This window comes from Capnocytophaga endodontalis, assembly GCF_002209445.1.
Lineage (GTDB): Bacteria > Bacteroidota > Bacteroidia > Flavobacteriales > Flavobacteriaceae > Capnocytophaga > Capnocytophaga periodontitidis.
The window spans coordinates 3,099,229-3,122,918 of record NZ_CP022022.1 but is presented as its reverse complement, the minus strand read 5'-3'; the positions used below and the strand labels follow the sequence as shown (position 1 = coordinate 3,122,918).

Genomic DNA, 23,690 nt, shown 5'->3' with positions numbered 1-23,690 from the left:
AACCTAGTATATCTTGAGAATAAAACCTATTATTAAACACGTTTTCCATTTATTAAAGTAGTAATAGAACATTTTGCCAAGAGATTTCTCCTTTTTCAAAATAGCTCTCAATCGGAAGTTCTCTCCATTGTACTCCTGTTTTTAACTTCTTGAGAATCAATAAAAATATTGAAGCCAAATCAAAATTACTTTTAAATCCTCTTTTTCCTACACTTAAAAAGGGAATAATCCATTTATTTATTGTATCTTTGCCCAAAGTTCCTGAATTTTAGTGTTTTTCTCAAACACAAAATTACTAATTTTCGGGAACTTTTACTTTATTATAACGTCAGTTCGATATAACAGAACATTGATTTACAGCTTTGTAACATAATATATTCACAAAATAATTCACCGTCAGGTGAAAATTCGTGAGATAATAAAAAAATAAAGACTTTTATACACTCCCAATTTCGTGAAAATTCGTGTAATTCGTGGGAAATTAAAAATATTTTACTGATTGTTAAATAATTACTTACGCCGAACTCACGTTATTATAGGAAAAGTTTAAACAGCTTCAATATAAAGAATGAAAAGCAATACGAATGGAGGCTTTTTGGCGAAGATGAGTGGAAGTTCACAACAGAATGGCGTTACACATATAACAACAAACGCCATAAGGTTACCCAAGAATTACACGAAAGAAAGAGAGATACTCTCAAACACACAGCAACATTTCGTTATGAATATATTTATGATAAGCAAGGTAATTATCTTCAAAGCAAGAGATTTCTGCGTCTCATCAGGACAGGTAAAGAAGTTTTGAGCGAGATTGAAAAACGAGAAATTACTTATTATTAACCCAACTTCGGCATTAGAATATTTACTCTTGCAACTTTTATATCTTGAGAGTTAAACTTGTTAATAATACGAATTGAGAGTTGAAAAATAATAATTCCTGATTAACAGAGTGTTATCGCTTTTGCATCACATATTCTCCTTTGGAGGGGGATAGGAGGAGGTTATCCTTTCAAAGGAAGTCTGCGAGAGCAGAGTGTATGATGGGGAGTTAATTACTATGATAATCAATCACTTTTGGAGTATGCAGTGTAGGGGCGTTTTGCAAACGCCCATAAAACAGTAACCTATTGCAAACGCCCACAAAACAACAATCTATATATCTTGATGAATTTAAATATTACCAAAGTTTAGCTTGGTCAGGATTAGAAAGAACAGAAGAATATAAAAAACTATCTCAAGAAGAGAAAGAAGAAATAATTAAAATAGCAAAATATGAACGTGAAGCAATTCCTAACAATCTTTGTAATTAGTCTACTAATATTTCTTAGTAGTTGCAATTCTATGAAAAGGCAAATAGATACTTATCAAGAGAAAATTGGCAAGAAAGGCGATGATTACTCTTTGTCTTATTATAAAGCTAAAAGGGCGTCTGTTAAAAGTATTTTAAATATTAAAATTTTTGAAGGAGACGGCTCTTTATCGACTAGTGATTTGTATTTGCATATTAATGGAGTGCCTATTATTTCAAATTATAAAGAAGCTAATTTTTATCTTTCTCCTAATAAAAAATACGATGTGCAAGTCACTACTTTCTCAGGATATAAAGGTGTGTATATAAATAATATAAAGGTGAAAGAGAAAGATTCGGTAGTGCTAAATGTATATCTGAAAGAACCTGCTCTAATATTTTGTGAGTAGCACAAAATGAAGAAAGGCTATACACGCCGTGACAAATTAGCAAATTATTTTGTATAATAAATAAAAAGTATTACTTTTGCGCGAAATTTATAAAATTCTATTAGTTTATGTATTGGACGTTAGAACTCGCATCTTATTTAAGTGATGCTCCTTGGCCTGCTACTAAAGACGAGCTTATTGATTATGCTATCCGTACAGGCGCTCCTATGGAAGTGGTAGAAAACCTTCAAGAAATAGAAGACGAAGGTGATATGTATGAATCTATCGACGAAATCTGGCCTGATTACCCGTCGGAAGAAGACTACCTATGGAATGAAGATGAATACTAAAAAATAAAAGTCTCTCTGAGGAGACTTTTTTTAATTTGCCAATTTGTAGATTAACCCAAAATTTGCATCGCTACACTTTGTCAAAGTCCTTAATTGCCCGTGCGACTCGCACCTTTGACAAATTTTATAAACCTGACAATCAGTCGCTTTTATGGTGTGTTGTGTAGGGGCGTTTTGCAAACGCCCTCTTTCGGGGAAGTCTGCGAGAGCAGAGTATGTGGAGGGCTTTATTTTAATTTGCAAATCAGCAAAGTAGCAGATTTGCAAATGAGTATAGTGACAAATTGTCAGTTCCCATTCTTTTGGTATATTTATTGACAAACTTGCAGTGTGACCTTATGCCAAAGTTTTAAATTGCCTATCGTGCTATGACTTGTGTTGCGACTTATGCTACAACTCGTGTTACAACTGAAAAATATATAATTATAAACAAATAAATTAAAAACCCCTCATTTGCAGATTGTTCCCCTTTTGGGGGCGGGGGCAGAGGGGACAAAAATAACTATGAGCATTATCAATTCCCTTATTAAAATTTTCGTTGGCGACAAAGCCAAAAACGACCTAAAAGCAATCCAACCTATCGTTGAAAAAATAAAAACTTACGCCTCTCAGTTAGAAAATATCTCTAATGATGAGTTGCGCGCAAAAACTATTGAGTTCAAACAAAGAATAAAAGACGCTCGCGCCCAGTTCGATACTAAAATAGCCGAACTCGAAGCCCAAGCAAACGCTACCGACGATATCGATGCTAAAGAAGACCTCTACGCTGAAGTAGATAAACTCAATGGCGAAGCTTATCAAGCTTCAGAAAAGGCATTGAACGAAATTCTTCCCGAAGCCTTCGCTACTATGAAGGAAACAACCCGTCGTTTTGCTAATAACGAAACAATTACCGTAACAGCTACCGAACACGACCGCGAACTATCGGCTATCCACGATTATGTAACGATTGAGGGTGATAAAGCCGTATGGAAAAACCACTGGGACGCCGCTGGTAAAGATGTTACTTGGGATATGGTACACTACGATGTACAGCTCATTGGAGGTATTGCCCTTCACCAAGGTAAGATTGCCGAAATGCAAACAGGGGAAGGTAAAACCCTTGTAGCTACTTTGCCAGTCTACCTCAATGCCCTAACGGGGAATGGGGTACACCTCGTAACCGTGAACGACTATTTGGCACGCCGAGATAGTGCTTGGATGGGACCTTTATTTGAGTTCCACGGTTTGCGTGTGGATTGTATCGACAATCACCAACCTAACTCCGAAGCCCGTCGCCGTGCTTACAACGCCGATATTACCTACGGAACTAACAACGAATTTGGTTTCGACTACCTCCGCGACAATATGGCGCACACTCCCGAAGATTTGGTGCAACGCGCTCACAACTATGCTATTGTCGATGAGGTCGACTCTGTATTGATAGACGATGCTCGTACACCGCTCATCATCTCAGGTCCTACTCCTAAAGGCGAATTGCACGAGTTCAACGAACTGAAACCTTTAGTTGAAAATTTGGTAAACAAACAGCGTACTTACCTCACCAAAGTATTAGCCGATGCCCGCAAACTCATCGCCGAAGGGGATACCAAAGAAGGAGGATTCCAACTCTTGCGTGTGTATCGTGGTTTGCCTAAAAACAAAGCGCTCATTAAGTTCCTCAGCGAAGAAGGGGTAAAACAACTGCTCCAAAAAACTGAAAATTACTATATGCAGGATAACAATCGCGAAATGCCAAAGGTAGATGCCGAATTGTACTTCGTGATTGATGAGAAAAACAACCAAATCGAGCTTACCGATAAAGGGTTTGCTGATATTGCCTACGATGGTGATAAAGATTTCTTTGTTTTACCTGATATTGGGGTAGAAATTGCCAATATCGAGAACCAAGGTCTTCCTATTGAAGAAGAAGCTAAACTAAAAGATAAATTATTCCAAGATTTTAGCGTAAAAAGCGAACGCATTCACACCCTTAACCAATTGCTCAAAGCCTACACCCTCTTTGAAAAAGATGTAGAGTATGTAGTAATTGATAACAAAGTGCTCATCGTCGATGAACAAACAGGTCGTATTATGGACGGTCGTCGTTATTCCGATGGTTTGCACCAAGCGATTGAAGCTAAAGAGAATGTGAAAATTGAGGCTGCTACCCAAACCTATGCGACTATTACCTTGCAAAACTACTTCCGTATGTATAGCAAGTTAGCAGGTATGACGGGTACTGCTATCACCGAAGCAGGTGAGTTCTGGGAAATCTATAAACTCGATGTAATGGAAATCCCTACCAACCGTCCTATCGCTCGTAAAGACCACAACGACCTTATCTATAAAACCAAACGCGAGAAATACAACGCCGTAATCGATGAGGTAGTAAAACTTTCCGAAGCCGGTCGCCCAGTGTTGATAGGTACTACTTCTGTGGAAGTATCCGAACTTCTCAGCCGTATGCTTACAATGCGCAAGGTGAAACACAATGTGTTGAACGCTAAATTACATAAAAAAGAAGCTGAAATCGTAGCCGAAGCCGGACATAGTGGTGTGGTAACCATCGCAACCAATATGGCGGGACGTGGTACCGATATCAAGTTAACCCCCGAAGTAAAAGCTGCAGGAGGTTTGGCAATTATAGGTACCGAACGCCACGACTCTCGCCGTGTCGATCGTCAGTTGCGCGGTCGTTCTGGTCGTCAAGGTGACCCTGGTAGCTCACTCTTCTTCGTTTCTCTCGAAGATAACCTAATGCGTCTCTTCGGTTCTGAACGTATCGCCCGATTAATGGACAGCTTAGGTCATAAAGAAGGTGATGTAATTCAACACTCTATGATGACCAAACGCATCGAGGCAGCTCAGAAAAAGGTAGAAGAAAACAACTTCGGTATGCGTAAACGTCTGTTAGAGTACGACGACGTGATGAACGCACAACGCAAGCAAATTTATAAACGCCGTCGCCACGCTCTTGAAGGTGAACGCCTAAAAGTGGATTTGGCAAATATGATATTTGATACTTGCGAGAATATAGTAGAGAGCAACAAAGGTGGTAATAACTACAAGAATTTCACTTTCGAGCTCATCAAATATTTCTCATTGAAAACACAAATTTCAGAAGCCGAATTTGCTAAACAATCGCCAAACGACCTTACTTTCACCTTGTATCACGAAGCGCTCAAACACTATCAGGAAAAAGCTGAACGCAGTGCCGCTCAAGCCTTCCCAGTGATTAAAGAGGTATACGAAAATCCTAATAATACTTACGAGCGCATCGTCGTGCCTTTCACCGATGGCGAAAAGATGCTCAACATCGTAACCGACCTCAAAGAGGCATACGAAACCCAAGGTAAGAAACTCGTAAGCGATTTCGAGAAGAATATTACGCTTGGCATCATCGACGAAGAGTGGAAAACGCACCTCCGCCGTATGGACGAGCTCAAACAATCAGTACAATTAGCGGTGCACGAACAGAAAGACCCGCTACTTATTTATAAGTTTGAAGCCTATCAGTTGTTCAAAGCTATGGTTGATAAGGTAAACAAAGAGATTATCTCTTTCTTGTTCAAAGCCGAATTGCCTACTCAAAATCCACCCGTACAGGAAGCCCACGCACCACAACGCACTCGTGAACGCTATCAAACCAATAAGGAAGAAGCCCTCAACAGCGATGAGATGGCACAACGCGCCCGTGAAGTAGGGCAACAAGCCTCACAGCGCCGTTCGGTAGTAGAGACCATCGTACGCGAACAACCTAAAATTGGTCGTAACGACAAGGTAGTAATCCAAAACATCCGCACCGGTGAACGCAAAGAGCTCAAGTTCAAACAAGCTGACCCCCTAATAAACAGCGGAGAGTGGATATTAGTATCCAATAAATAAATCACTAGGTAATGGACAACCAAATGAACAACCAAATAGGAATGTTGCTAAGCTCTGGCATATTCTTTCTGTTTGCGCTTGTATTCTTGGTCACTGCTGAGATTAACAAAAGAATTACCGAAAAGAACAAAAAACTATATCAAGGGAAAGCACAAGGAGAGGTATTAGAAATTGTCAAATCAGGCAGTCAAGGTGTAGGAGGTATTGGTTTTAATAATAGGACTTATGTAGTCTATAAGTATACTGTAGGAGAAAATACTTATATTGTAAAACCTCTTGTTCTGAACTCAAACGCCCCTATAAATTTGAAATATGCTAATTCGGCTCATACTTTTTGTGTAACCTATTTTGGGGCTCATAGTGGTAGCCGTCAAACCAATTATCGAGCAGGCGAGAGTATTACAGTAGCTTATTTGCCCGAAACTCCCAGTGAACACCAAATAGTAGACGATAAAGATAAAACGTTTTTTTATAAGGGGTTTCGCATAGCAGGATTCGCAATAATGTCCATTGCAATAATTTTCTTGATTGTTTCCTTTTTTATAAAAAAATAAGCAGAAACACAATATAAATTATTTATTATATCATACTTTGCCAAAGTTTCCTGTCCGTGTGGCTCGCACCTTTGGCAAAGTTTTTTCTTCTTAATTGTCAATTATCAATTGTCAATTGAAAATATTGTTGTACCTTTGCGCTTTAGAATACATTAGCAAATTGGCAAATTTGCTAATTTACAAATTGTATTAATGAATTTATTTGAACAATTAGGTCTTGATGAACCTATCCTCAAAGCCATCAACGATATGGGCTTTGAAACTCCTTCTGAAATTCAGCAAAAAGCCATTCCTACTCTTTTGGCAAATGGTGCTGATATGGTAGCTTTAGCCCAAACGGGTACTGGTAAAACAGCCGCTTTTGGCTTTCCTCTCCTCCAACTTATTGATACTGATAGCCGTGTAACTCAAGGTCTTATCCTTTCACCTACACGCGAACTCTGCTTGCAAATCGCTTCTGAGCTCCGCAATTATGCTAAGTACCTCCCTAAGGTAAACGTAGTGGCGGTATATGGCGGTGCAAGTATCGAGGAACAAGCGCGTAGCCTCAAAAAAGGCGCTCAAATTATCGTGGCTACTCCTGGACGTATGCAAGATATGATACGCCGTAACTTCGTAGATATCAGTCATATCAATTATTGTGTGCTGGACGAAGCCGACGAAATGCTCAATATGGGCTTCTATGAAGATATTACTGCAATTCTATCACATACTCCTCAAGAAAAAAGCACTTGGCTCTTTTCGGCTACTATGCCTAACGAGGTGGCTAAGATAGCGCGCAAGTTTATGCGTAAGCCTATCGAAATAACCGTAGGAACTCGCAATCAGGCTACTAACACCGTGCAACACGAGTACTATATAGTGAGCGGTCGCCATAGATACCAAGCCCTAAAACGCCTCGCCGATGCTAACCCCGATATCTTCTCGGTAGTGTTTTGCCGCACCAAACGCGATACACAGGCAGTAGCCGAAAAACTCATTGAAGATGGCTACAACGCTGCTGCCCTTCACGGTGATTTGAGTCAGAATCAACGTGATTTGGTAATGAAATCTTTCCGCGCACGCCAAATACAAATGCTCGTCGCTACCGATGTCGCTGCCCGAGGCATTGATGTAGACGATATCACCCACGTAATTCACTACCAATTGCCCGACGAAATAGAAACCTACAACCACCGCAGTGGACGTACAGGTCGTGCTGGTAAATCGGGAATTTCAATAGTAATTTTACCAAAAAGTGAGGTGAAGAAAATCAAAACTATCGAAAAGATGATAGGGCAACCTTTTGAGCAGAAACAATTGCCGTCGGGTATGGAAATCTGCGAGATACAGCTCTATCACTTGGCTAACAACCTCAAAAATACAGAAGTAAACCCTGCCATCGACGATTATTTGCCAGCTATCTATAAAGAACTGCAGGAAGTAAACCGTGAAGAGCTCATCAAGAAAATATTCTCAGTAGAGTTTACGCGTTTCTTTAATTATTATAAAAATGCCGAAAACTTATCGATAGAGAACGAGCGCGAAAGCCGCAGTGGGGGTAGTAGCGATGAAGTGCGCTATTTCATCAACATAGGTGAACGCGATGGCTACGACTGGAAATCTCTCAAAGATTTCCTCAAAGCAACCCTTAATTTAGGTCGTGATGATGTTTTCAAAGTAGATGTAAAGAACAGTTTTTCTTTCTTCAATACCGATGCCGACCTCTCCGATTTGGTGATGAGCACCTTTACCGATTTTCAAATGGACGGTCGCTTCATCAATGTAGAACTCTCTACCAAAGGAGCTGGCAGAGACCGCGGTGGACGCAAACGCGGAAATGATGACGGCAGAAAACACGGCAACGATGAGGGTAGAAGTCGCAAAAAAGGACAAAGAGAAAGTCGCAAACAAAAGACTGCTGAAGCTCTCCAACAGGCTTTTAAAAAGAAGAAAAAACGTAAATAATGTTAGAATACCTTATAGAAACGGATAAGCAACTGCTCTGTTCCCTCAATAGTTGGGGGACGCCCGAAGCCGACAGCCTTTGGTTAGTAATCACCAATGAACTCTCGTCTATCCCCCTCTATGCTTTCTTGTTATACTTGTGCTTCAAGTATTTCCATTGGAAACGAGTGTTGCTCATCTTGGTATTCATCGCCCTTCTCATCACCACTACCGACCAGCTGGCGAACGTTTTCAAATACGGATTCCAGCGCTTGCGCCCTTGTCACGATGAGAGTCTTATCGGACAAATGCGAATGGTGATTTGCGGTGGTAAGTATGGGTTCTTTTCAGCTCACGCCGCCAATACAATGGCAATAGCCGTATTTTTTAGTTACTTGCTTAGGAAAAACGCCCGATATATCGTTACTCTATTGCTCTGCTGGTCAGTGATTGTGAGTTATAGCCGTATTTATTTAGGCGTGCATTTCCCAGGTGATGTATTGGTGGGTTGGATTTTCGGTATACTCTTAGCTACCCTTTATTATTTTCTATTTTTATACACAGAAAAAAGATTAAAAATCCCAACTAAACAATAAACCTCCTAAACCTGTTACCTAATCAAAATGAAAGAAGATTTCTTACACTACCTATGGAAATACAAAAAAGTACCTCTCAACGCTGTACTTACTACGGGAGAGCGCTTGCAAATTCTCTCATTTGGTGACTACAATTCTCTTTCAGGTCCCGATTTCCAAAGTGCCCAACTGCTTATAGGTGAACAGCAATGGGCGGGTAATGTAGAAATGCATCTCAAATCATCGCATTGGTATGTGCACGGTCACGAAAGTGATCCCGCCTATCGCAATGTGATTCTGCACGTAGTTTGGGAACACGATATAGAAGTATTCGATGCTAACAACCAGCCTATTCCTACTTTAGAACTTCGAGGTCTTATCTCCCCCGAACTCTTAGAGCGATACAATACAACTGTAGCCTCACACTACCAGTTTATTCCTTGTGAAAAGGAATATACCACTGTGCCAGCCATTACTTTACTTTCGTGGAATGAGCGCCTATTAGTAGAACGTTTAGAAGAAAAAGCTACTGCGGTAAATGAGCTGTGGAAAGCTGCCAATTTCGATTGGGAGAAAGTACTTTTTTGTATGCTTCTCAAGTCTTTCGGAGGCACTGTAAATGGTGAAGCCTTCCTGCAATTGGGCAAACATCTCGACTATAGTATTATCCGCAAAGAGCGTTCACACCCCTTACATTTAGAAGCACTACTACTGGGGCAAGCAGGCTTACTCCCCGAAGAAACTGAACTCACCTATTCACGTGAACTCTTGCAAAATTATCACTACCTACAACAGAAATACAACCTCTCTGCACCCGTAGTAAAAATACATTTCACCGGTTTGCGTCCGCAAGGCTTTCCCACTATCCGACTCTCGCAACTCGCACAGCTATACGAACTAAACGAAAGTTTGTTTTCACAAATTCTTGAAGTGAATGATTTCAAAAGTATCCAAAAACTCTTTGCCGTAGGAGTCTCCGAGTTTTGGGAAACCCACTATACCTTTACCAAGACTTCTAAAAAAGTAAAAAAGCCTATCAGTACGAGTCTCATCACACTTATTTGGATAAATGTATTCATTCCACTCAAATATGCCTATTACCAAAGTTTAGGCAAGGACGTGAGTGAATCTCTCATTGAAGAACTCAAAACAATGACAGCCGAGAGCAACAGCATTATCACCCAATACCAACAATTAGGAGCCTCTGTTACCACTGCTTTTGATACCCAAGTACTTCTACAACAATACAAACATTATTGCCAATCCAAACGCTGTTTAGATTGTGCTATAGGGATTTCGATTTTAGGGAGAAAGTAAAAAACTACCCATTGGGTAAGGGTAGTTTTTTATAAGGAGGAAGAGTGAAATTAGTCTTCTTTCTTTTCTTCTTTTTCTTCAGCAAATTTAGCCTTTATTTTACCTTCTATTTTTTCCTTGAGTTCCTTACTAATACCTTTTTGTTTACGCTCTTCTTCAAATTTTAAAAGACGCTCTTTGTGCTTTTCAAATCCTTCAATAAAAATAGTTTCATTGATTGTTTCTGTTGCTTTTTGTACTGCATTGGTGAGACTTTCTAAAACAGCATTTTTTATTTCACGTCCAGAAAAACCATCTGAAATTTCTGCTAATTTCTTACATAATTCTTCTTTATTAACCTCTTCAGCAAAAGGTACTTTTGAGGGAATGGTAATAGCAATGATAGCTTCTCGATTTTGTAAAGTAGGTAAATCAAAATGAATGTGTTTAAGAATACGTGACTCAAAAGCCTTATCATAATTGTCAGCTAAATTAGTAGCAAAAATAACAACCCCTTCAAAATTTTCTAAAAGAATAAGCATTTGGCTTCTAAGAGAATTGATAGCTTGGTCGGAACTATTAGATACATTTTGAATACGTTTGCCCAAAAAGGAATCAGCTTCATCAAAAAATAGAACGGCATCAGCTTCTTTAGCAGCATTGAATGCTTTGAATAGGTTTTTAGGAGCATCGCCTACATATTTAGATTCTATTTCGGCATAATTTACTGCTAAAATATTTTTATTCAGCATTTTGGCTACTGCGTGTGAAACCATTGTTTTACCTGTACCTGGAGGTCCATAAAAGTTAAGAATAAGCTTAGGTTTTGCATCTACTTCAGCAAATCCCCAATCCTCATAGATACGTTTCTGGTTTTCTATAAGAGTTAGAGAAAGCAAAATATCTTCTTTTACCTGAGGCGGTAAAATCACCCTTTCTAAACTAAATTTAGGCACTTGAGGAATAAAAACCATTTCTTCTTGGTTTGTATTCTCAGCTTTCTGAGCTTCCATACTTTCTTTGTTTTTAAAGATGTAGATATTAGGCAATTCCTTGATGTATTCCTTGTAATCACGCAAGATTAAGTTTTTGCGAAAATACAAAGCATCACGCAAGGCAACATTTTGTTGTGCTAATTCATTCTCAACAAAGATACTTACACGAGAAGATATTTTTATCTCGTAGAAAGTACCCTTTATTTTCTGAAAGTCTTCCAAAAAATAAAGATTTTCCTGTACTTCAGTAGCTGTTATTTTTACTTTTTGAATAACTTCGAGTGATTTCTGAGTGTAGTCCATAGCTTAATCTTCAAGAGTTAGATAGTCATACTCATCTAGCATTGAGTCTAAATCAGCATCAATTGTATTATAGGCGACTTCTTCACCAAAAATAATTTCTTGATTTTCATCTATTTTTGCTAAATAAGTTTCATTGTTATCCCTAAAAACAATGTCTGTTAAGCCAATGTTTAATGTAGCATAATTCCCTTGTACTTTGTTTTCACGAATTATTTCAGCAAAATCATAGTTTAGCTGATTTTCAGCGGTTTCAGCATCTAAGTGGTCTACTTCTGTGAAATACTCAATAATGTCTCCTACAAGTTTTACTCCAGCTCTTGTCAATTCTGGATTTTTGTAAGCAAATTCGGCTATACTTAAAAGTGTGTTGAAAAGTCCCATTTTACAAATTTTCAAATATTAATAATCCTTTTCCATTTAGAGCGTCTGATAGATTACTGTCTATACTCTTTGTAATTACAATTTGTGTTTTTTCAGTAAGAACCGTTTGTTTTTCTTTATGAAAGAATGAAAGGGTGTAAAAATCTACATCTGTTTCTTTTTCAATGTTATAAGGATTTTCTTGTGCCATTTTTATTAGAACAGGTACATAGTTTTTATCCTCTACCTTTTCTTTCTGAAAATACTCTCGGATGTAATTGAATGTTAATTTGTCCATCCGCTCTTTTTTCACAAAAAGATTTTTTCTTTTTTGCAAGTAAAGTTTTGCAAAATATACAAATAGGATAATAGCTATAATTAGAACTATTAAAAAGATTGTTACAAATGTGTTCATAGTTTTATTAGTTTAAAATTAGCAAATCTTTATCTCCAAAGGCGTCTTTAAAGTCTTGAGATGTGGTTTTAGCACTTACTATTCTTGTTTTTTTAGAGATGATCTCTCCTCTTTCTTCATCATAGAAAGTAAAAATATAGAGAGATATTTCTTCGGCATCCAGTTTTAGAATGATGGGAAGTGATTTAGGTCGTTTTTCAATAACCTCTTTGTATTTTTCTGAAAAATACTTTTTCACGTAAGCCATATCCAAGAAGTCTACTTCTTTGTATTTAATTTCTTTTTTAGGCTCTTCTTTTTCTTCTCTTGATAGGAGGATAGCAGTAACTGCTACAGCTAAACCAATACCTCCTAAAATTCCTAACATTTTTTTCATTTTAGTAATTATTTTAGAACTAACATATCTTTATTGCCAAATTGAGCTTTAGTATCATTGTCCAATTTAGAAAATTCGACGATCTCGGTGTCTTCTGATAGAATTTCACCAGTATTTTCATCGTAAAAGGTCTTTACAATGTATCCTTTATCTTGTTTTAGACCTAAATCGATAGTATTATAGTTGCCTGCTTCTAACTCTTCTTTGATTTTTAAAGCGATTGGGGTTGCATTTGGATGTTTTTCTACAACCATTTTATACTTATTCTTAAACCAATTAGCTAAATCTTTTAGGAAATTAAAAATAGCGACAACTACTTTTTTAAGGAAGTCCCAAATTCTTTTGAGTCCATTTAATATAAAATCCCACATAGTTTTACAATTTAACGATTAATAAGCTCTTGTCTCCAAATGCTTCTTTCAAATCTTCTGCAATCATTTGGCAGCGAATACACATTACCTTATTAAAGTTTAAGGCTTGTTTTTCAGCATTTAGGTACTGAAGAAAGATTTCTAAATCATCTTTCTTGTTTCTTCCTTGATTTAGAAGGGCTAAGTACACAGCCTCTTTCTCTTCTCGGATAATTTGTTTTAAAACATCTTTATCCAATTTTTCTGTAGTAATCATCTCACAAGGAATTTCAGTATTATCCTTAATTTTTTGAGATAAAGTACTAATTTCTCCAATAGCTTGATTAGCTATTTGCTCAATGTTAGAAAATTGAGACATTATAGTAGTTACTTTTTTTAAGTTATCCCCACTAAAAAAGTCTCCTGATTTTCCTAACAATTTTTTAAAAATGAAGTCTTTCATTTGTTTATAGTTTTAATTATTTTCTAAAGAATACGAAGTAGATTATAACTGCAATAATTATAATCAAAAATCCACAACCAACACATCCATTTGAAATAGCTTGTCCACAACCATTGCAATCGGCACAGTCATCATCATTTGATGATTGATTGTTTTGGGGTTGAGAGCAATTTTGATGCTGAGAATTGTTTGGTACAGAAGCTCTTTGTTGATTCCTGTTTACAATGTCTGAAAGTCTTACACCTTGAATTTTTTTTGCCATATTATAATTATTGTTTAGTGCTTAGAAGGATATAAACTACTATTACAGTTATTGTGTAAATAGTTGCGAGAACAATGTAGGAATATCTATTAAAAACATACCTCCACTTAGTATCAAGCATTGCTACTTCGCTATTTCTATATAGCATTTGACGAGAAACTAATTTGTCAAAATTCATATATATGTAACGAACAGCAATAAAAGCAAGTGTACATACCACAAAAAAAGTTATCCATGCTAAAGCTAAGTATATTCCTTCAATATATGAAGATAGTATAAACATTCCTATGATAGGGATAATAAAAATTCCTATATCTTTGATATTACTAAACTGCTCAACTAAACCATTTTGTAATATCCAACTTGGAACAATTGGAATAAGAATTCCTATAACTAACACGAAAAAAGAATTACCATTAAGAAGTCCTAAAATGGCAAGGATGATAGTTGTTGGTATGGCAAGAATTATAATTAGTAAACTGGCTGTTTTCCATATATTTTCAAGCCCTAACAAAAGATATTTGTTTAACATATAAATATAGATTTATGCTGTTTTATACAGCTGGTTATTGATTTTATTTTTTATTTCTCGCGGCAAAATTAAATCTTCATTCTGCCAAAAAGCGACAGTGTAAGAAAAGAATTACAATTTCTTTTTATACTGTTCTATAGTGCTTTTTATAGATTCTATATTTCGCTTTACAGCTTCTATTCTTTTGTCGTAGTTAGCTGCTTCCATAACTTTTGACTTGCGATAACTTTCCTTAGACATAGGAGTTGAAGCTGTTTTTACAGCCTTAGATAAGGCTTCCATTCTTCTTTTTTTCTCCTCTTTAATCTTTTGAATCTGTGTACGCAATGTGATAATTCTAGCTCTACAATTGGCTATTTGTTGTTTGTATCCATCTGTTATTGACATATAATGTAAGTTTAAAATGTTTGTTATTTCACGTTGCAAAATTACACCCTCACCCCGCCAAAAAGCGACAGTATAATAAAATATTTCTCTTAAGGATACAAAAAAAGCGCAGTACATTCCTCTTTGCTGATACTCGAAGCCCGACCAAAGGCTATGCTAAAAGCAAAAGGAATGCCCACGCTTAGAACGCAGGCATTTCCACTCCATTTTCCTTTAGCATTTTGAAAAAATTGGTCGTATTCTCGAGTATGCAGAAAATGTTAAGCGAAACGCGGTTTTGTAATTATAAATAGAATGACAAGTTACGAATGACGAGAGTCAAGGTCGTAATATCATTGTAGTTATGTGTTTTTTGTTCCTATATGTTTTTATTAAGTGTGTAATTTTAGGCGCAAAGGTAACACTATTTTTACAAATACCAAATGTTTTGTTAATTTTTTATTAAAAAAGATTGTTAATTCTGTTTCGCGGGGCAAAGATAGGGAGTGAAACTGCCAAATAGCGTCAGAGAGAAGAAAATATTTGTAACGCTTCATTATAAGCACTCTCAAAAGCGAGCAGGTTCATACCCGTAGAGAGGTGTTGGGCTTGGAAGAAAGTGAGGAGTTTTTCAGTAGGAAGATAGCCGCCATAACCTTTGATAGCACTGTAAAAACGCGTAGTGCCAGCTTGGTAGGCAGTAGCCAAACTGCTAATAGTAATACCTTGTTTTTCAATAGCAGGTAGTTCGTCGTCTAAAAGCAGTATTTTAGTTTGGGTATTTGAAAAATCTAAATCTTTGGTTAAGGAGAGGAGGCTGGCTTCGAGAGCAAGAGCATAGTAACCTACTGATAATAAAGATTGCAAATAATCCTCATTGGCTATCGTTACACATTCTATGAGTTGTATGTTACTGTTTGTCATAACAATTCTTGCATTGAATGGATAAGTAGGTCAGCTTGACTTAAATCTTGTCCGCCTGAAAGGAGATTCTGGAAGCCCACACACTGCATATTAGCACTTTTGGCAGCTTTCACGCCATTGGTACTGTCTTCTATCACTGTAAATTGTGTTGCTGGCAAGTGGTACCATTGGGCTACCTTTAGGAATATCTCAGGGTTGGGCTTACTGTATTGCACATCATCTCCGCTCATCATTACTTCAAAATAGTGTGCTATATTTGTTTGTTGAGTAAAAATATCGATGAGTTTGCGTCCGGAAGAGGAAGCTAATGATAAGTGCTTTCCTTCATTCTTAAATTTCTCTAACACTTCTTTTACGTGAGGGACTAAGGGAACTTTCACTTCGGGTAATCGTTTAAAAAAGTAATTGCGGTGAAACTGCATTAGCTCCTCTACACTTTCTGTTCGCTGGGCATCGCGTTTTACCTTTTCCCACATCGGAAAAGCCGACATTCCCGTGAGAGTTTGTATATACGCCTTGTCAAACGGAATACCTTTCAACTGAAAAGTCTCATAAATAATCTCTTGGTGCATTGGTTCACTGTCTAATAGCACCCCGTCCATATCAAAGATAATGTAATTCATTAGGAATTAGAAATTAGAAATTAGGAATTAGATTTGAGTTGTCGTCTAAAGTCTTTAAGGAATACATTACCAATACCTACGAGTACTCCTAAGAACGTCCAGATAGCGATAATCATCATTCGTTTGGGTTTAGAGGGAGAGTTTGGTATGCTCACGGGCTCGATAACAGCAAAGATAGGCTGGTCTTCTTTCATCTTGATGCGTTTGGCTTCCAGCTGTTTAGCAAGTTCTGTATATACGTTGAAAGCCAAATTGTACTCTGCTTGTAGTTGTTGCAAACGAGTTTGAGGAAGGTTGCTAAAGAGGTCGCGGTTGCGGTCTTGGAAACCTGCCACAGCGTATTGTTTGTTTTTAAAGTCTTTTTCGGCTTCTACAAAGCGTTTTTGTACAAAGTCGAATTCTTCTTTGGCTTTTTGTAATTTAAAATTGGTTACAGTTTCCTGCAGTACTTTTTGGGCACTTTCGAGCATTTGAGCGGCAGGGAGTGCTTCTCCCATCACAAACGAGAGGGTGAAATAACCGTCTTTTTCACTCATATCCAATTTGATACGGCTGTCGATACTGTTGAGAATTCCTCTCTCTTGGTCGGTGAGTCGGGTAATATCTGTACTGTCTTGGGCTGCAGGAGCGGGAGCAGGAGTACCTTTAGAAAAACTAAAAATACCCATTACGCGCCCCAACAGACTGGGTTTAGTGTAGTTCTTACAATATTCTTCGTAAGTTACTGGTTTAGGGATGTTAGAAAAAGTGAGTTTAGTCTGTGCTAATTTCTGTTTAAAAGGTACGCTTTCAATGATTTTAGCGTAGGTAGTGAGCGGGAGTGTTTCGGAGCCTCCTCCCAAACTGATACCTGCCATTGCTGCCAATCCTCCCAATCCACCAGTTGATTTGTTATCAGTAGTTTGCGGCACCATAATGGTGGTAGCGGTGTATTCTTTAGCCGAGAATAAGGCAATGAGAACCCCTATAACAAAGAAGAGCAAGGTAAATAGCAAAATTGATTTGCGAGCACCCCATACCTTGCGGATAAGCTGCATCAAATCTATTTCGTCCTCTGCCGTTTCTTCTTCTACAGAGTTGACTACAGGAATCAATTTATTTTCCTCTAAATGATTGGTAACATCTTCTGAAGTTCTTATTTCTTGATTTTCGTTAATTGCCATAGTTCTAATTTTTTAGTACGTTGTAAATAAGCACTCCCATAGTGGTAATTGCCGAGATAATACCTATACTTTCGCCAGTGCTAAGGCGTTGGCGTTCGGGTTTAGATGGTACGATAATGATAGCACCGGGTTCCAATTTAGGATAGTTTCTAAAGAAAAGAGAATTGCGAGTAGCACGCACATCGCCATTGGCGTAAAGCACATAGATAGCGCGCTTTTTAGCTTGATTGCCAAAACCTCCAGCTCTATCGATGTAATCTATCAAGGAAAGTCCTTTTTGGTAACGCACCAATGAAGGGGCTAACACCTCACCGCGTACTTCAATAGTTTGTTTTTCAGAAGGAATGAGCAGTACGTCACCATCACTGAGGATTAGGTCGTGCTTGCTGTGTTTCTTTTTCAAAATTTTATTGATATCTATCCCTATACGGTATTCCGAAGTTTTTTTGCTGGCTTTTTTCAGTGATTTAGCAGTTTCACTACTATTGCTTTCTAACTCAACTAATTCTTTTAGAAAATCTTCTTGCTGAATTTCGCCCTCATCAGTTTTTTTGCGAATCAAAGTAGCTCCTTCTTTATAGGCAAAAGGAGTAAAGCCTCCCACACGCTCTAATAGGTCGGAAATGCGATCGTTCTTGCTTTGGATGCTATAAACCCCAGGGTAGACAACCTCTCCCATTACTGAGACTGTTTGCAGAGGGGTAAAACCTTTGATATAACGTACCGAAACAATGTCGTTAGGTTGCAGGGTGAGTGTATTGGTACCTTCTTCAGGTAAAAGCTCATTGTTAGACGATACTTTGAAAGCTGTACTGAGTCTCTGGAAGCTACCGTCGTTTATTTCTCTAAACACTTCAATAGTCGAGGGGTCGGCACCATTAGAGAGACCACCCGCCAAGGCAATCACATCTTCCACTTTCATATTCTCCATAAAAGGTAATTCTTTAGGAGAATTTACAGCGCCTTCTACTTTTACAAAACGTTTGTATTGGAGAGAATCTTTGTAGAAAATATGAATGCTGTCGTTATCCTTCAAAGGGATGTCGTTTTTCTTCTCGATGAGGTCTTTAACTGAAAAGCTAAGCGTTTGGTAATCTACGCGGTTTTCGGTGCGGAAGATGAGTCCGCGATTGAGAGAAGCATCTTTTTTCACACCATTGGCTCTTTCGAGTAAGTCGTGAGCGGTCATTCCTTCTTTAAACTCATAAGTACCAGGTTGATAAACGGCTCCCCCTATACTCAAGCGATTGCGGTATTCATTGGTGATAGAATGCACTTTTAGTCGGTCGCCATTTTGCATTTTCATCTTGCCAATTTCGCTAAAGGCAATTTCTTGTACTTCGCGTTTAGCATCTTTAATGCGTTCTAACACAAGAGTATTGGTAAAAGCATCGGAAGTAAAACCTCCAAAGAAAGTAACAAGGTTAGCAAGAGTTTCATTGTCGAGCATTTCGTACAGTCCTTTGCGTTTTACTTTGCCCTCTACCCACACGCGGTTTTTGTAGGGTGATACGATGATTACGTCTTGGTCTTGCAAGCCGATATTACCTTTTTCCGAACCGTTAATCAGGAAGTTATACACATCGAAAGTAGCAACTTTCTTGCCTCCTCTAAATACGTTGATATCGCGAAATGAACCGCTTTCTGAGGGGCCTCCGCAGGCGTATAAAGCGTTGAGTACGGTAGAAAGTGAGCTAAGTGAATAAGTGCCAGGCACTACTACCTCGCCAATGATATTTACTTTTACGGTGCGCACTTGGGTGATAGTTACGCCCGTGTAGATTTTAGCATAACTGCCATCGGGGGCTGAAATGCCTGAATAGATGCGTTTTAGATACGAATTTATCTTTGCTTTTACCTCACTGAACGAAAGTCCTGATACGTGTATGCGTCCCACACCATTGAGAAAAATATTACCCTCAGCATCTACTTTTTGTTTGAAAGAACCCTCGGTAGCTCCCCACACTTCCACAAGTAGTTCGTCGCCAGGCCCTACTTGGTAGTTTTCGGGGGTAGGCATATTCAGGTTAGGAGTAAAGGAAATTTTGGGATTTTTGAAGAAACTCATCCCAAAGATAGAGTCTTTTTTCTGTTTGCGGTTGAGGGAATCTTTTTTCTCTCTACCGGTATAACCAAAGATGTCATCACCCTCCGCAGGACGGCGCATTTTGTCATTGGTGTTCTTGTTTTTCGCATTAGATTTTTGAGTGCCAGAATAGTTGTCGAGTTGCATAATGCGCTGGCGCAATTTCATCACTTGCGTTTCTTGCATACCGCGTGAACGTGCTAAAGCGAGAAATTGGTCTAAGGTATATCCTTGTGCTTGAGCGCGATCCCAATAGGTTTTGATTTGTCCATCGGTGAGATTATCGATGTTTACAGTGGTGATATCAACATTGTTATATTGCTGATTATTACCTATTTGACCTATTACGGGGGCGGTTGTTATAAATAAAAATAAAAGAAGTAATTTAAGTCTCGACATTCTAAAATCTGTTTTGGGGGCAAAATTACGAATAATTTGTTAATTAGCCAATGAGTGAATTAGTATTTTTTTCTGTTTAGCCTATTATATTCCTAACAATTCATTCTAATTAAAAAAAAAATCATATCTTTGCCCAAAATAAAACATTTTCAACAAAATGGGGTTGTTTTCATTCATTGATAAACAGTTGCTTTTGTTAAATATTAATTGTTAATTGAAAATATATGTCTGCAATCTTAAATTCATTATTAGACAACGATTTCTACAAATTCACTATGCAATGTGGCGTAGTGCAGTTATTCCCTAAAAACAAAGCGCGTTACACCTTTATCAACCGCGGCAAACACGAGTTCCCCGAAGGCTTTGCCGATGCTATGCGCGAAGAGGTGAACAATATGGCAAAACTGAAACTCACTAAAGCCGAAAAACAGTTTTTGAAAGACAACTGCCCTTATTTGAGTCCGTTGTATTTAGACTTTTTGGAAGGCTATCGCTATGACCCTTCTGAAGTGCATATCGAACAACACGGCACCGACTTGCAGGTAACTGTTGAGGGGTATTGGTATCGCACGATTCTTTGGGAAGTACCTCTGCTTTCGGTAATTAGCGAACTTTTCTACAAACTTACCAAAGCGACGGCTTGGACAGATGAGCAGGTGATTGCTAACACCCGTGAAAAAGAATTGTTATACAAAGAATTAGGCGTTGTATTTGCTGAGTTTGGCACCCGTCGTCGCCATTCGTATCACGTACACGACATCGTGATGCATACCTTAATGGACGGTTATAACCAAACCTTTATAGGTTCCAGCAATGTGCATTTTGCGATGAAATACAAGGTAAAACCCATAGGTACTCACGCTCACGAGTGGTTTATGTTCCACGCAGCCGAGTATAGTTACAAAATGGCTAATGCACTATCCTTGGAACACTGGGTAGATGTGTACCGCGGTGACCTTGGGGTAGCCCTCTCCGATACCTATACTACTGATGTGTTTTTCAAGCAGTTCGACAAGAAATTTAGCAAGTTGTTCGACGGTGTGCGTCACGACAGTGGTGACCCTATAGTTTTTGCTGAAAAAACGATTGCTCACTACAAGAAAATGGGGATAGACCCACTCTCTAAATACATTATTTTCTCCGACGGACTTAACCCTCAAAAAGTACAAGCTATTACTGAGGCTTGTAAAGGAAAAATAGGTATTTCATTTGGTATAGGTACCGACCTTACTAATGATGTAGGTTTGCGCCCGATGAACATAGTGATGAAGCTCACCGAAGTACTCACCAGCGACAACGAGTGGGTGCCTACTGTAAAACTCTCCGATGAGCCTAATAAGCACACCGGCGACCCAAGAATGATTGAACTCGCAAAAGGAATATTAGCAATTAAATAGGTTTTAGGGGTCAGGAGTCAGGTTTTTAGGCTGACACCTGATGCCTGAAACCTAAAACCTGATAAAAAAATGAATTACATACTAATGATTTTAGGGGTATTGGTAGCACTGTCGCGTTATCTGTTCCCCAAATACGACCAAGCGTTACTCATTGGCGGTATAAGCCTATTGATGATAGGTATTTACCGCATTTCGCGTAACCTACCCTCTAAAAACGAGGAAGATTTTCAAGACCCAGCAACGAAAATAAGAAACCCAGAAGATAATTAGCAAATTGCCAAATTAGCAAATTAGCAAATTAACACAGTGAACATAGGAGATTACATAGAAGTATTAGACGATACCATCAAAGGACATATAGTGCGCCTTACGCCTCAGCAGGTAACAGTGCTTACTACTGAAGGCTTTGAGCTCACTTTTCGTCCTGAGGAAATAATAGTTATTGAAGAAGATGCACCTCTAAAAGGAGCTTTCACAAATATAGATGAAGAGAGTTTGCGCAAAGATGTAGTGAGCAAGCGAAAGAACAAATCGCCCCTCACTAAAAAAGAGCGCAACATCCCTCCAATGGAGGTAGATTTGCACATCGAGCAATTGGTTGATTCTACAAGAAATATGACCAATTACGATATGCTTACCCTACAACTCGAAACCGCTCGCCGGCAGTTAGAGTTTGCTATTGCACAGCGCATCCAGCGGGTAGTGTTCATTCACGGCGTGGGAGAGGGGGTATTGCGTACCGAGTTAGAATTCCTTTTGGGGCGTTACTCCAATGTTACTTTCTACGATGCCGAATACGCCAAATACGGTGTAGGCGCTACCGAAGTATATATCTATCAAAATGCAAAATAAATGATTCAAGCTACCAATATTCATAAAACATATAAAGATTTAGAAGTGCTTAAAGGCGTATCGGTGAATGTTGCCAAAGGCGAAATTGTATCGATAGTAGGAGCTTCAGGAGCTGGGAAAACCACCTTGTTACACATTTTAGGTACTTTAGACAGCCCCGATGCCAATAAACCATCATCGTTGGTAATTAATGGCACAGATATATTGTCGTTATCCTCCAAAGCCTTGGCAAAATTCCGCAATGAACATATCGGGTTTATCTTCCAATTTCATCAGTTGTTGCCCGAGTTCACTGCCTTGGAAAATATTTGTATTCCTGCACTCATTAGAGGAATAGGCAAAAAAGAAGCTGAAAAGCGTGCAATGGAGTTATTAGACTTTTTGCATCTCACCTCGCGTGCCGACCATAAGCCCAATGCCCTTTCAGGAGGGGAACAACAGCGAGTGTCGGTAGCACGTGCCTTGGTGAACTACCCTTCAGTAGTATTTGCCGATGAACCCAGTGGCAACCTCGATTCCGAAAGTGCTGAAAAACTGCACCAACTCTTCTTCCAACTGCGCAATGAGTTCCGACAAACATTTGTAATTGTTACCCATAACGAAGAATTGGCTACTATGGCAGATAGAAAACTCGTAATGGTAGACGGTCGTATAATTATTCCAGATTCTTTCCCAAATTAGGTCTTATCTTTGCAGCGTTAAACTTAAAAACAGATTAAAACAATGAAAAAATTAGTATCAATGATCGCCACTTTTTTATTGACAGTAGTGGCAGTACAAAACGTATCGGCTAAGGATATTCCTATCACCTTTGAACAATTGCCTGCTAAGGCTCAAGCTTTTGTGAAACAATACTTTAAAATAGAAGAAATCGCTTCGGTATGGAGAGACGACGATATCCACGACCAAGATTACAAAGTGTATTTCAACGATGGTAGCGAAATTGAATTCTATGCCAATGGCGACTGGGAAGAAGTAAAAACGCGCACTCTGGCTGTACCTGAAAAACTTATTCCTAATGGTATCGCTCAGTACGTAAAGAAAACTTACCCTCAAACAGATATCTACAAAATCCAAAAGAAACGCTATGGCTATGAGATAGAACTCGCTAACGGGCTTGATTTAGAGTTTAATACTAAAGGACAATTTTTAAGAATAGACGACTAATGAAACAACTCCTTTTTGCTGCTTTTGCAGCCTTTGCACTCAGTTCGTGCGCACGATTGCCACAGCCTGCTCGTGACTTTATCAGCATTCACTTTCCTCATACTTCTATCAGAGAAGTAGAAAGAGAAGATGATATCAATGGCTATTCAGTAGAACTTAAAGACCGCACCGAGCTGGAGTTTACTGCTAATGGCGACTGGCTAAAAGTAGAAGGAGAAAACGGTAATAGTATCCCTACTACCTTCTTCCCTAAAAAAATAGCCGATTACGTTACCCAGCAGGGTTATATCATCGAAGGAATTAGAAAAACCAATATAGGTTATAAAGTAGACCTTATAGGCTCTCACACCGATTTGTTTTTCAATCACAACGGCGATCCCATCGGGAATTATTAATAACTTTACTACAAATA

28 protein-coding genes are annotated in these 23,690 nt (G+C 38.5%); 14 read left to right on the top strand and 14 right to left on the bottom strand.

Features of this window, described 5'->3' with window-relative positions:
• Positions 1–52: 52 nt before the first annotated feature.
• Positions 53–256, bottom strand: a complete 204-nt coding sequence (locus CBG49_RS14090; protein WP_088594980.1) for a hypothetical protein — start codon at positions 254–256, stop codon at positions 53–55.
• Positions 257–1,127: 871 nt separating this feature from the next.
• Here CBG49_RS14090 and CBG49_RS15825 point away from each other — a divergent pair.
• The 8 genes from CBG49_RS15825 (at position 1,128) to CBG49_RS14045 (ending at position 10,266) form a co-directional block, all read left to right on the top strand.
• Positions 1,128–1,310, top strand: a complete 183-nt coding sequence (locus tag CBG49_RS15825) for a hypothetical protein (RefSeq protein WP_088594978.1) — start codon at positions 1,128–1,130, stop codon at positions 1,308–1,310.
• Between the two features lie 31 nt (positions 1,311–1,341).
• Positions 1,342–1,698, top strand: a complete 357-nt coding sequence (locus tag CBG49_RS14075; protein ID WP_225883689.1) for a hypothetical protein — start codon at positions 1,342–1,344, stop codon at positions 1,696–1,698.
• A 107-nt stretch (positions 1,699–1,805) separates the two neighbouring features.
• Positions 1,806–2,027, top strand: coding sequence for a DUF2795 domain-containing protein (locus tag CBG49_RS14070; protein WP_002673751.1), 222 nt, complete (start codon positions 1,806–1,808; stop codon positions 2,025–2,027).
• A gap of 504 nt (positions 2,028–2,531) precedes the next feature.
• Positions 2,532–5,894, top strand: coding sequence for a preprotein translocase subunit SecA (gene secA, locus CBG49_RS14065; protein WP_088594976.1), 3,363 nt, complete (start codon positions 2,532–2,534; stop codon positions 5,892–5,894).
• Positions 5,895–5,905: 11 nt separating this feature from the next.
• Positions 5,906–6,448 carry a DUF3592 domain-containing protein gene (locus CBG49_RS14060; RefSeq protein WP_088594975.1) on the top strand — a complete coding sequence of 181 codons (543 nt, stop codon included), beginning with the start codon at positions 5,906–5,908 and terminating at the stop codon, positions 6,446–6,448.
• Positions 6,449–6,640: 192 nt separating this feature from the next.
• Positions 6,641–8,395: a DEAD/DEAH box helicase gene (locus CBG49_RS14055; protein ID WP_088594974.1), complete on the top strand. Its 1,755-nt coding sequence runs from the start codon at positions 6,641–6,643 to the stop codon at positions 8,393–8,395.
• On the top strand, positions 8,395–8,970 hold the full coding sequence (locus CBG49_RS14050; RefSeq protein ID WP_088594973.1) for a phosphatase PAP2 family protein: 576 nt from the start codon (positions 8,395–8,397) through the stop codon (positions 8,968–8,970). Before CBG49_RS14055 ends, CBG49_RS14050 begins: the two co-directional genes overlap by 1 nt.
• A gap of 27 nt (positions 8,971–8,997) precedes the next feature.
• Positions 8,998–10,266 carry a DUF2851 family protein gene (locus tag CBG49_RS14045; protein WP_088594972.1) on the top strand — a complete coding sequence of 423 codons (1,269 nt, stop codon included), beginning with the start codon at positions 8,998–9,000 and terminating at the stop codon, positions 10,264–10,266.
• Between the two features lie 50 nt (positions 10,267–10,316).
• Here CBG49_RS14045 and CBG49_RS14040 read toward each other — a convergent pair whose 3' ends face one another.
• The 13 genes from CBG49_RS14040 to CBG49_RS13980 all read right to left on the bottom strand — a co-directional run bounded on the left by CBG49_RS14040 (position 10,317) and on the right by CBG49_RS13980 (position 19,862).
• Entirely contained in the window at positions 10,317–11,543 is a 1,227-nt protein-coding gene (locus CBG49_RS14040) for an ATP-binding protein (RefSeq protein ID WP_088594971.1), read from the bottom strand.
• Positions 11,544–11,546: 3 nt separating this feature from the next.
• A complete protein-coding gene (locus CBG49_RS14035; RefSeq protein ID WP_088594970.1) occupies positions 11,547–11,924 on the bottom strand; it encodes a hypothetical protein in 378 nt (125 codons plus the stop codon).
• A 1-nt stretch (position 11,925) separates the two neighbouring features.
• Positions 11,926–12,318, bottom strand: a complete 393-nt coding sequence (locus tag CBG49_RS14030) for a hypothetical protein (protein ID WP_088594969.1) — start codon at positions 12,316–12,318, stop codon at positions 11,926–11,928.
• Between the two features lie 7 nt (positions 12,319–12,325).
• Positions 12,326–12,694 carry a hypothetical protein gene (locus tag CBG49_RS14025; RefSeq protein WP_088594968.1) on the bottom strand — a complete coding sequence of 123 codons (369 nt, stop codon included), beginning with the start codon at positions 12,692–12,694 and terminating at the stop codon, positions 12,326–12,328.
• Positions 12,695–12,702: 8 nt separating this feature from the next.
• The gene (locus CBG49_RS14020; protein ID WP_088594967.1) at positions 12,703–13,065 is read right to left on the bottom strand and encodes a hypothetical protein; all 363 of its coding nucleotides are present in this window, start codon (positions 13,063–13,065) and stop codon (positions 12,703–12,705) included.
• A gap of 4 nt (positions 13,066–13,069) precedes the next feature.
• Positions 13,070–13,507 carry a hypothetical protein gene (locus tag CBG49_RS14015; protein ID WP_088594966.1) on the bottom strand — a complete coding sequence of 146 codons (438 nt, stop codon included), beginning with the start codon at positions 13,505–13,507 and terminating at the stop codon, positions 13,070–13,072.
• Between the two features lie 16 nt (positions 13,508–13,523).
• Positions 13,524–13,769: a hypothetical protein gene (locus CBG49_RS14010; RefSeq protein ID WP_088594965.1), complete on the bottom strand. Its 246-nt coding sequence runs from the start codon at positions 13,767–13,769 to the stop codon at positions 13,524–13,526.
• 7 nt (positions 13,770–13,776) lie between these two features.
• The gene (locus CBG49_RS14005; protein ID WP_088594964.1) at positions 13,777–14,301 is read right to left on the bottom strand and encodes a hypothetical protein; all 525 of its coding nucleotides are present in this window, start codon (positions 14,299–14,301) and stop codon (positions 13,777–13,779) included.
• 111 nt (positions 14,302–14,412) lie between these two features.
• Complete coding sequence (locus CBG49_RS14000; protein ID WP_088594963.1) at positions 14,413–14,688, bottom strand: hypothetical protein; 276 nt, start codon at positions 14,686–14,688, stop codon at positions 14,413–14,415.
• A gap of 504 nt (positions 14,689–15,192) precedes the next feature.
• Complete coding sequence (locus tag CBG49_RS13995; RefSeq protein WP_088594962.1) at positions 15,193–15,591, bottom strand: pyruvate carboxyltransferase; 399 nt, start codon at positions 15,589–15,591, stop codon at positions 15,193–15,195.
• The gene (locus CBG49_RS13990; RefSeq protein WP_088594961.1) at positions 15,588–16,214 is read right to left on the bottom strand and encodes an HAD family hydrolase; all 627 of its coding nucleotides are present in this window, start codon (positions 16,212–16,214) and stop codon (positions 15,588–15,590) included. The genes CBG49_RS13995 and CBG49_RS13990 overlap by 4 nt, the downstream gene beginning before the upstream one ends.
• A 20-nt stretch (positions 16,215–16,234) precedes the next feature.
• Positions 16,235–17,251: a GNVR domain-containing protein gene (locus tag CBG49_RS13985; protein WP_088595343.1), complete on the bottom strand. Its 1,017-nt coding sequence runs from the start codon at positions 17,249–17,251 to the stop codon at positions 16,235–16,237.
• A gap of 130 nt (positions 17,252–17,381) precedes the next feature.
• A complete protein-coding gene (locus tag CBG49_RS13980; RefSeq protein WP_088594960.1) occupies positions 17,382–19,862 on the bottom strand; it encodes an SLBB domain-containing protein in 2,481 nt (826 codons plus the stop codon).
• Between the two features lie 224 nt (positions 19,863–20,086).
• Between CBG49_RS13980 and pncB the strand changes: the two genes are divergently transcribed.
• The 6 genes from pncB (at position 20,087) to CBG49_RS13950 (ending at position 23,673) form a co-directional block, all read left to right on the top strand.
• Positions 20,087–21,259, top strand: coding sequence for a nicotinate phosphoribosyltransferase (gene pncB / locus CBG49_RS13975; RefSeq protein WP_088594959.1), 1,173 nt, complete (start codon positions 20,087–20,089; stop codon positions 21,257–21,259).
• Between the two features lie 69 nt (positions 21,260–21,328).
• Positions 21,329–21,529 (top strand): hypothetical protein, encoded by a 201-nt coding sequence (locus tag CBG49_RS13970; RefSeq protein WP_009750772.1) that lies wholly within the window; start codon positions 21,329–21,331, stop codon positions 21,527–21,529.
• Between the two features lie 36 nt (positions 21,530–21,565).
• Complete coding sequence (locus tag CBG49_RS13965) at positions 21,566–22,111, top strand: Smr/MutS family protein (RefSeq protein ID WP_009750773.1); 546 nt, start codon at positions 21,566–21,568, stop codon at positions 22,109–22,111.
• Positions 22,112–22,792, top strand: coding sequence for an ABC transporter ATP-binding protein (locus tag CBG49_RS13960; protein ID WP_088594958.1), 681 nt, complete (start codon positions 22,112–22,114; stop codon positions 22,790–22,792).
• A gap of 42 nt (positions 22,793–22,834) precedes the next feature.
• The gene (locus CBG49_RS13955) at positions 22,835–23,278 is read left to right on the top strand and encodes a PepSY-like domain-containing protein (RefSeq protein ID WP_088594957.1); all 444 of its coding nucleotides are present in this window, start codon (positions 22,835–22,837) and stop codon (positions 23,276–23,278) included.
• The gene (locus CBG49_RS13950; protein WP_088594956.1) at positions 23,278–23,673 is read left to right on the top strand and encodes a PepSY-like domain-containing protein; all 396 of its coding nucleotides are present in this window, start codon (positions 23,278–23,280) and stop codon (positions 23,671–23,673) included. Before CBG49_RS13955 ends, CBG49_RS13950 begins: the two co-directional genes overlap by 1 nt.
• Positions 23,674–23,690: the final 17 nt, after the last annotated feature.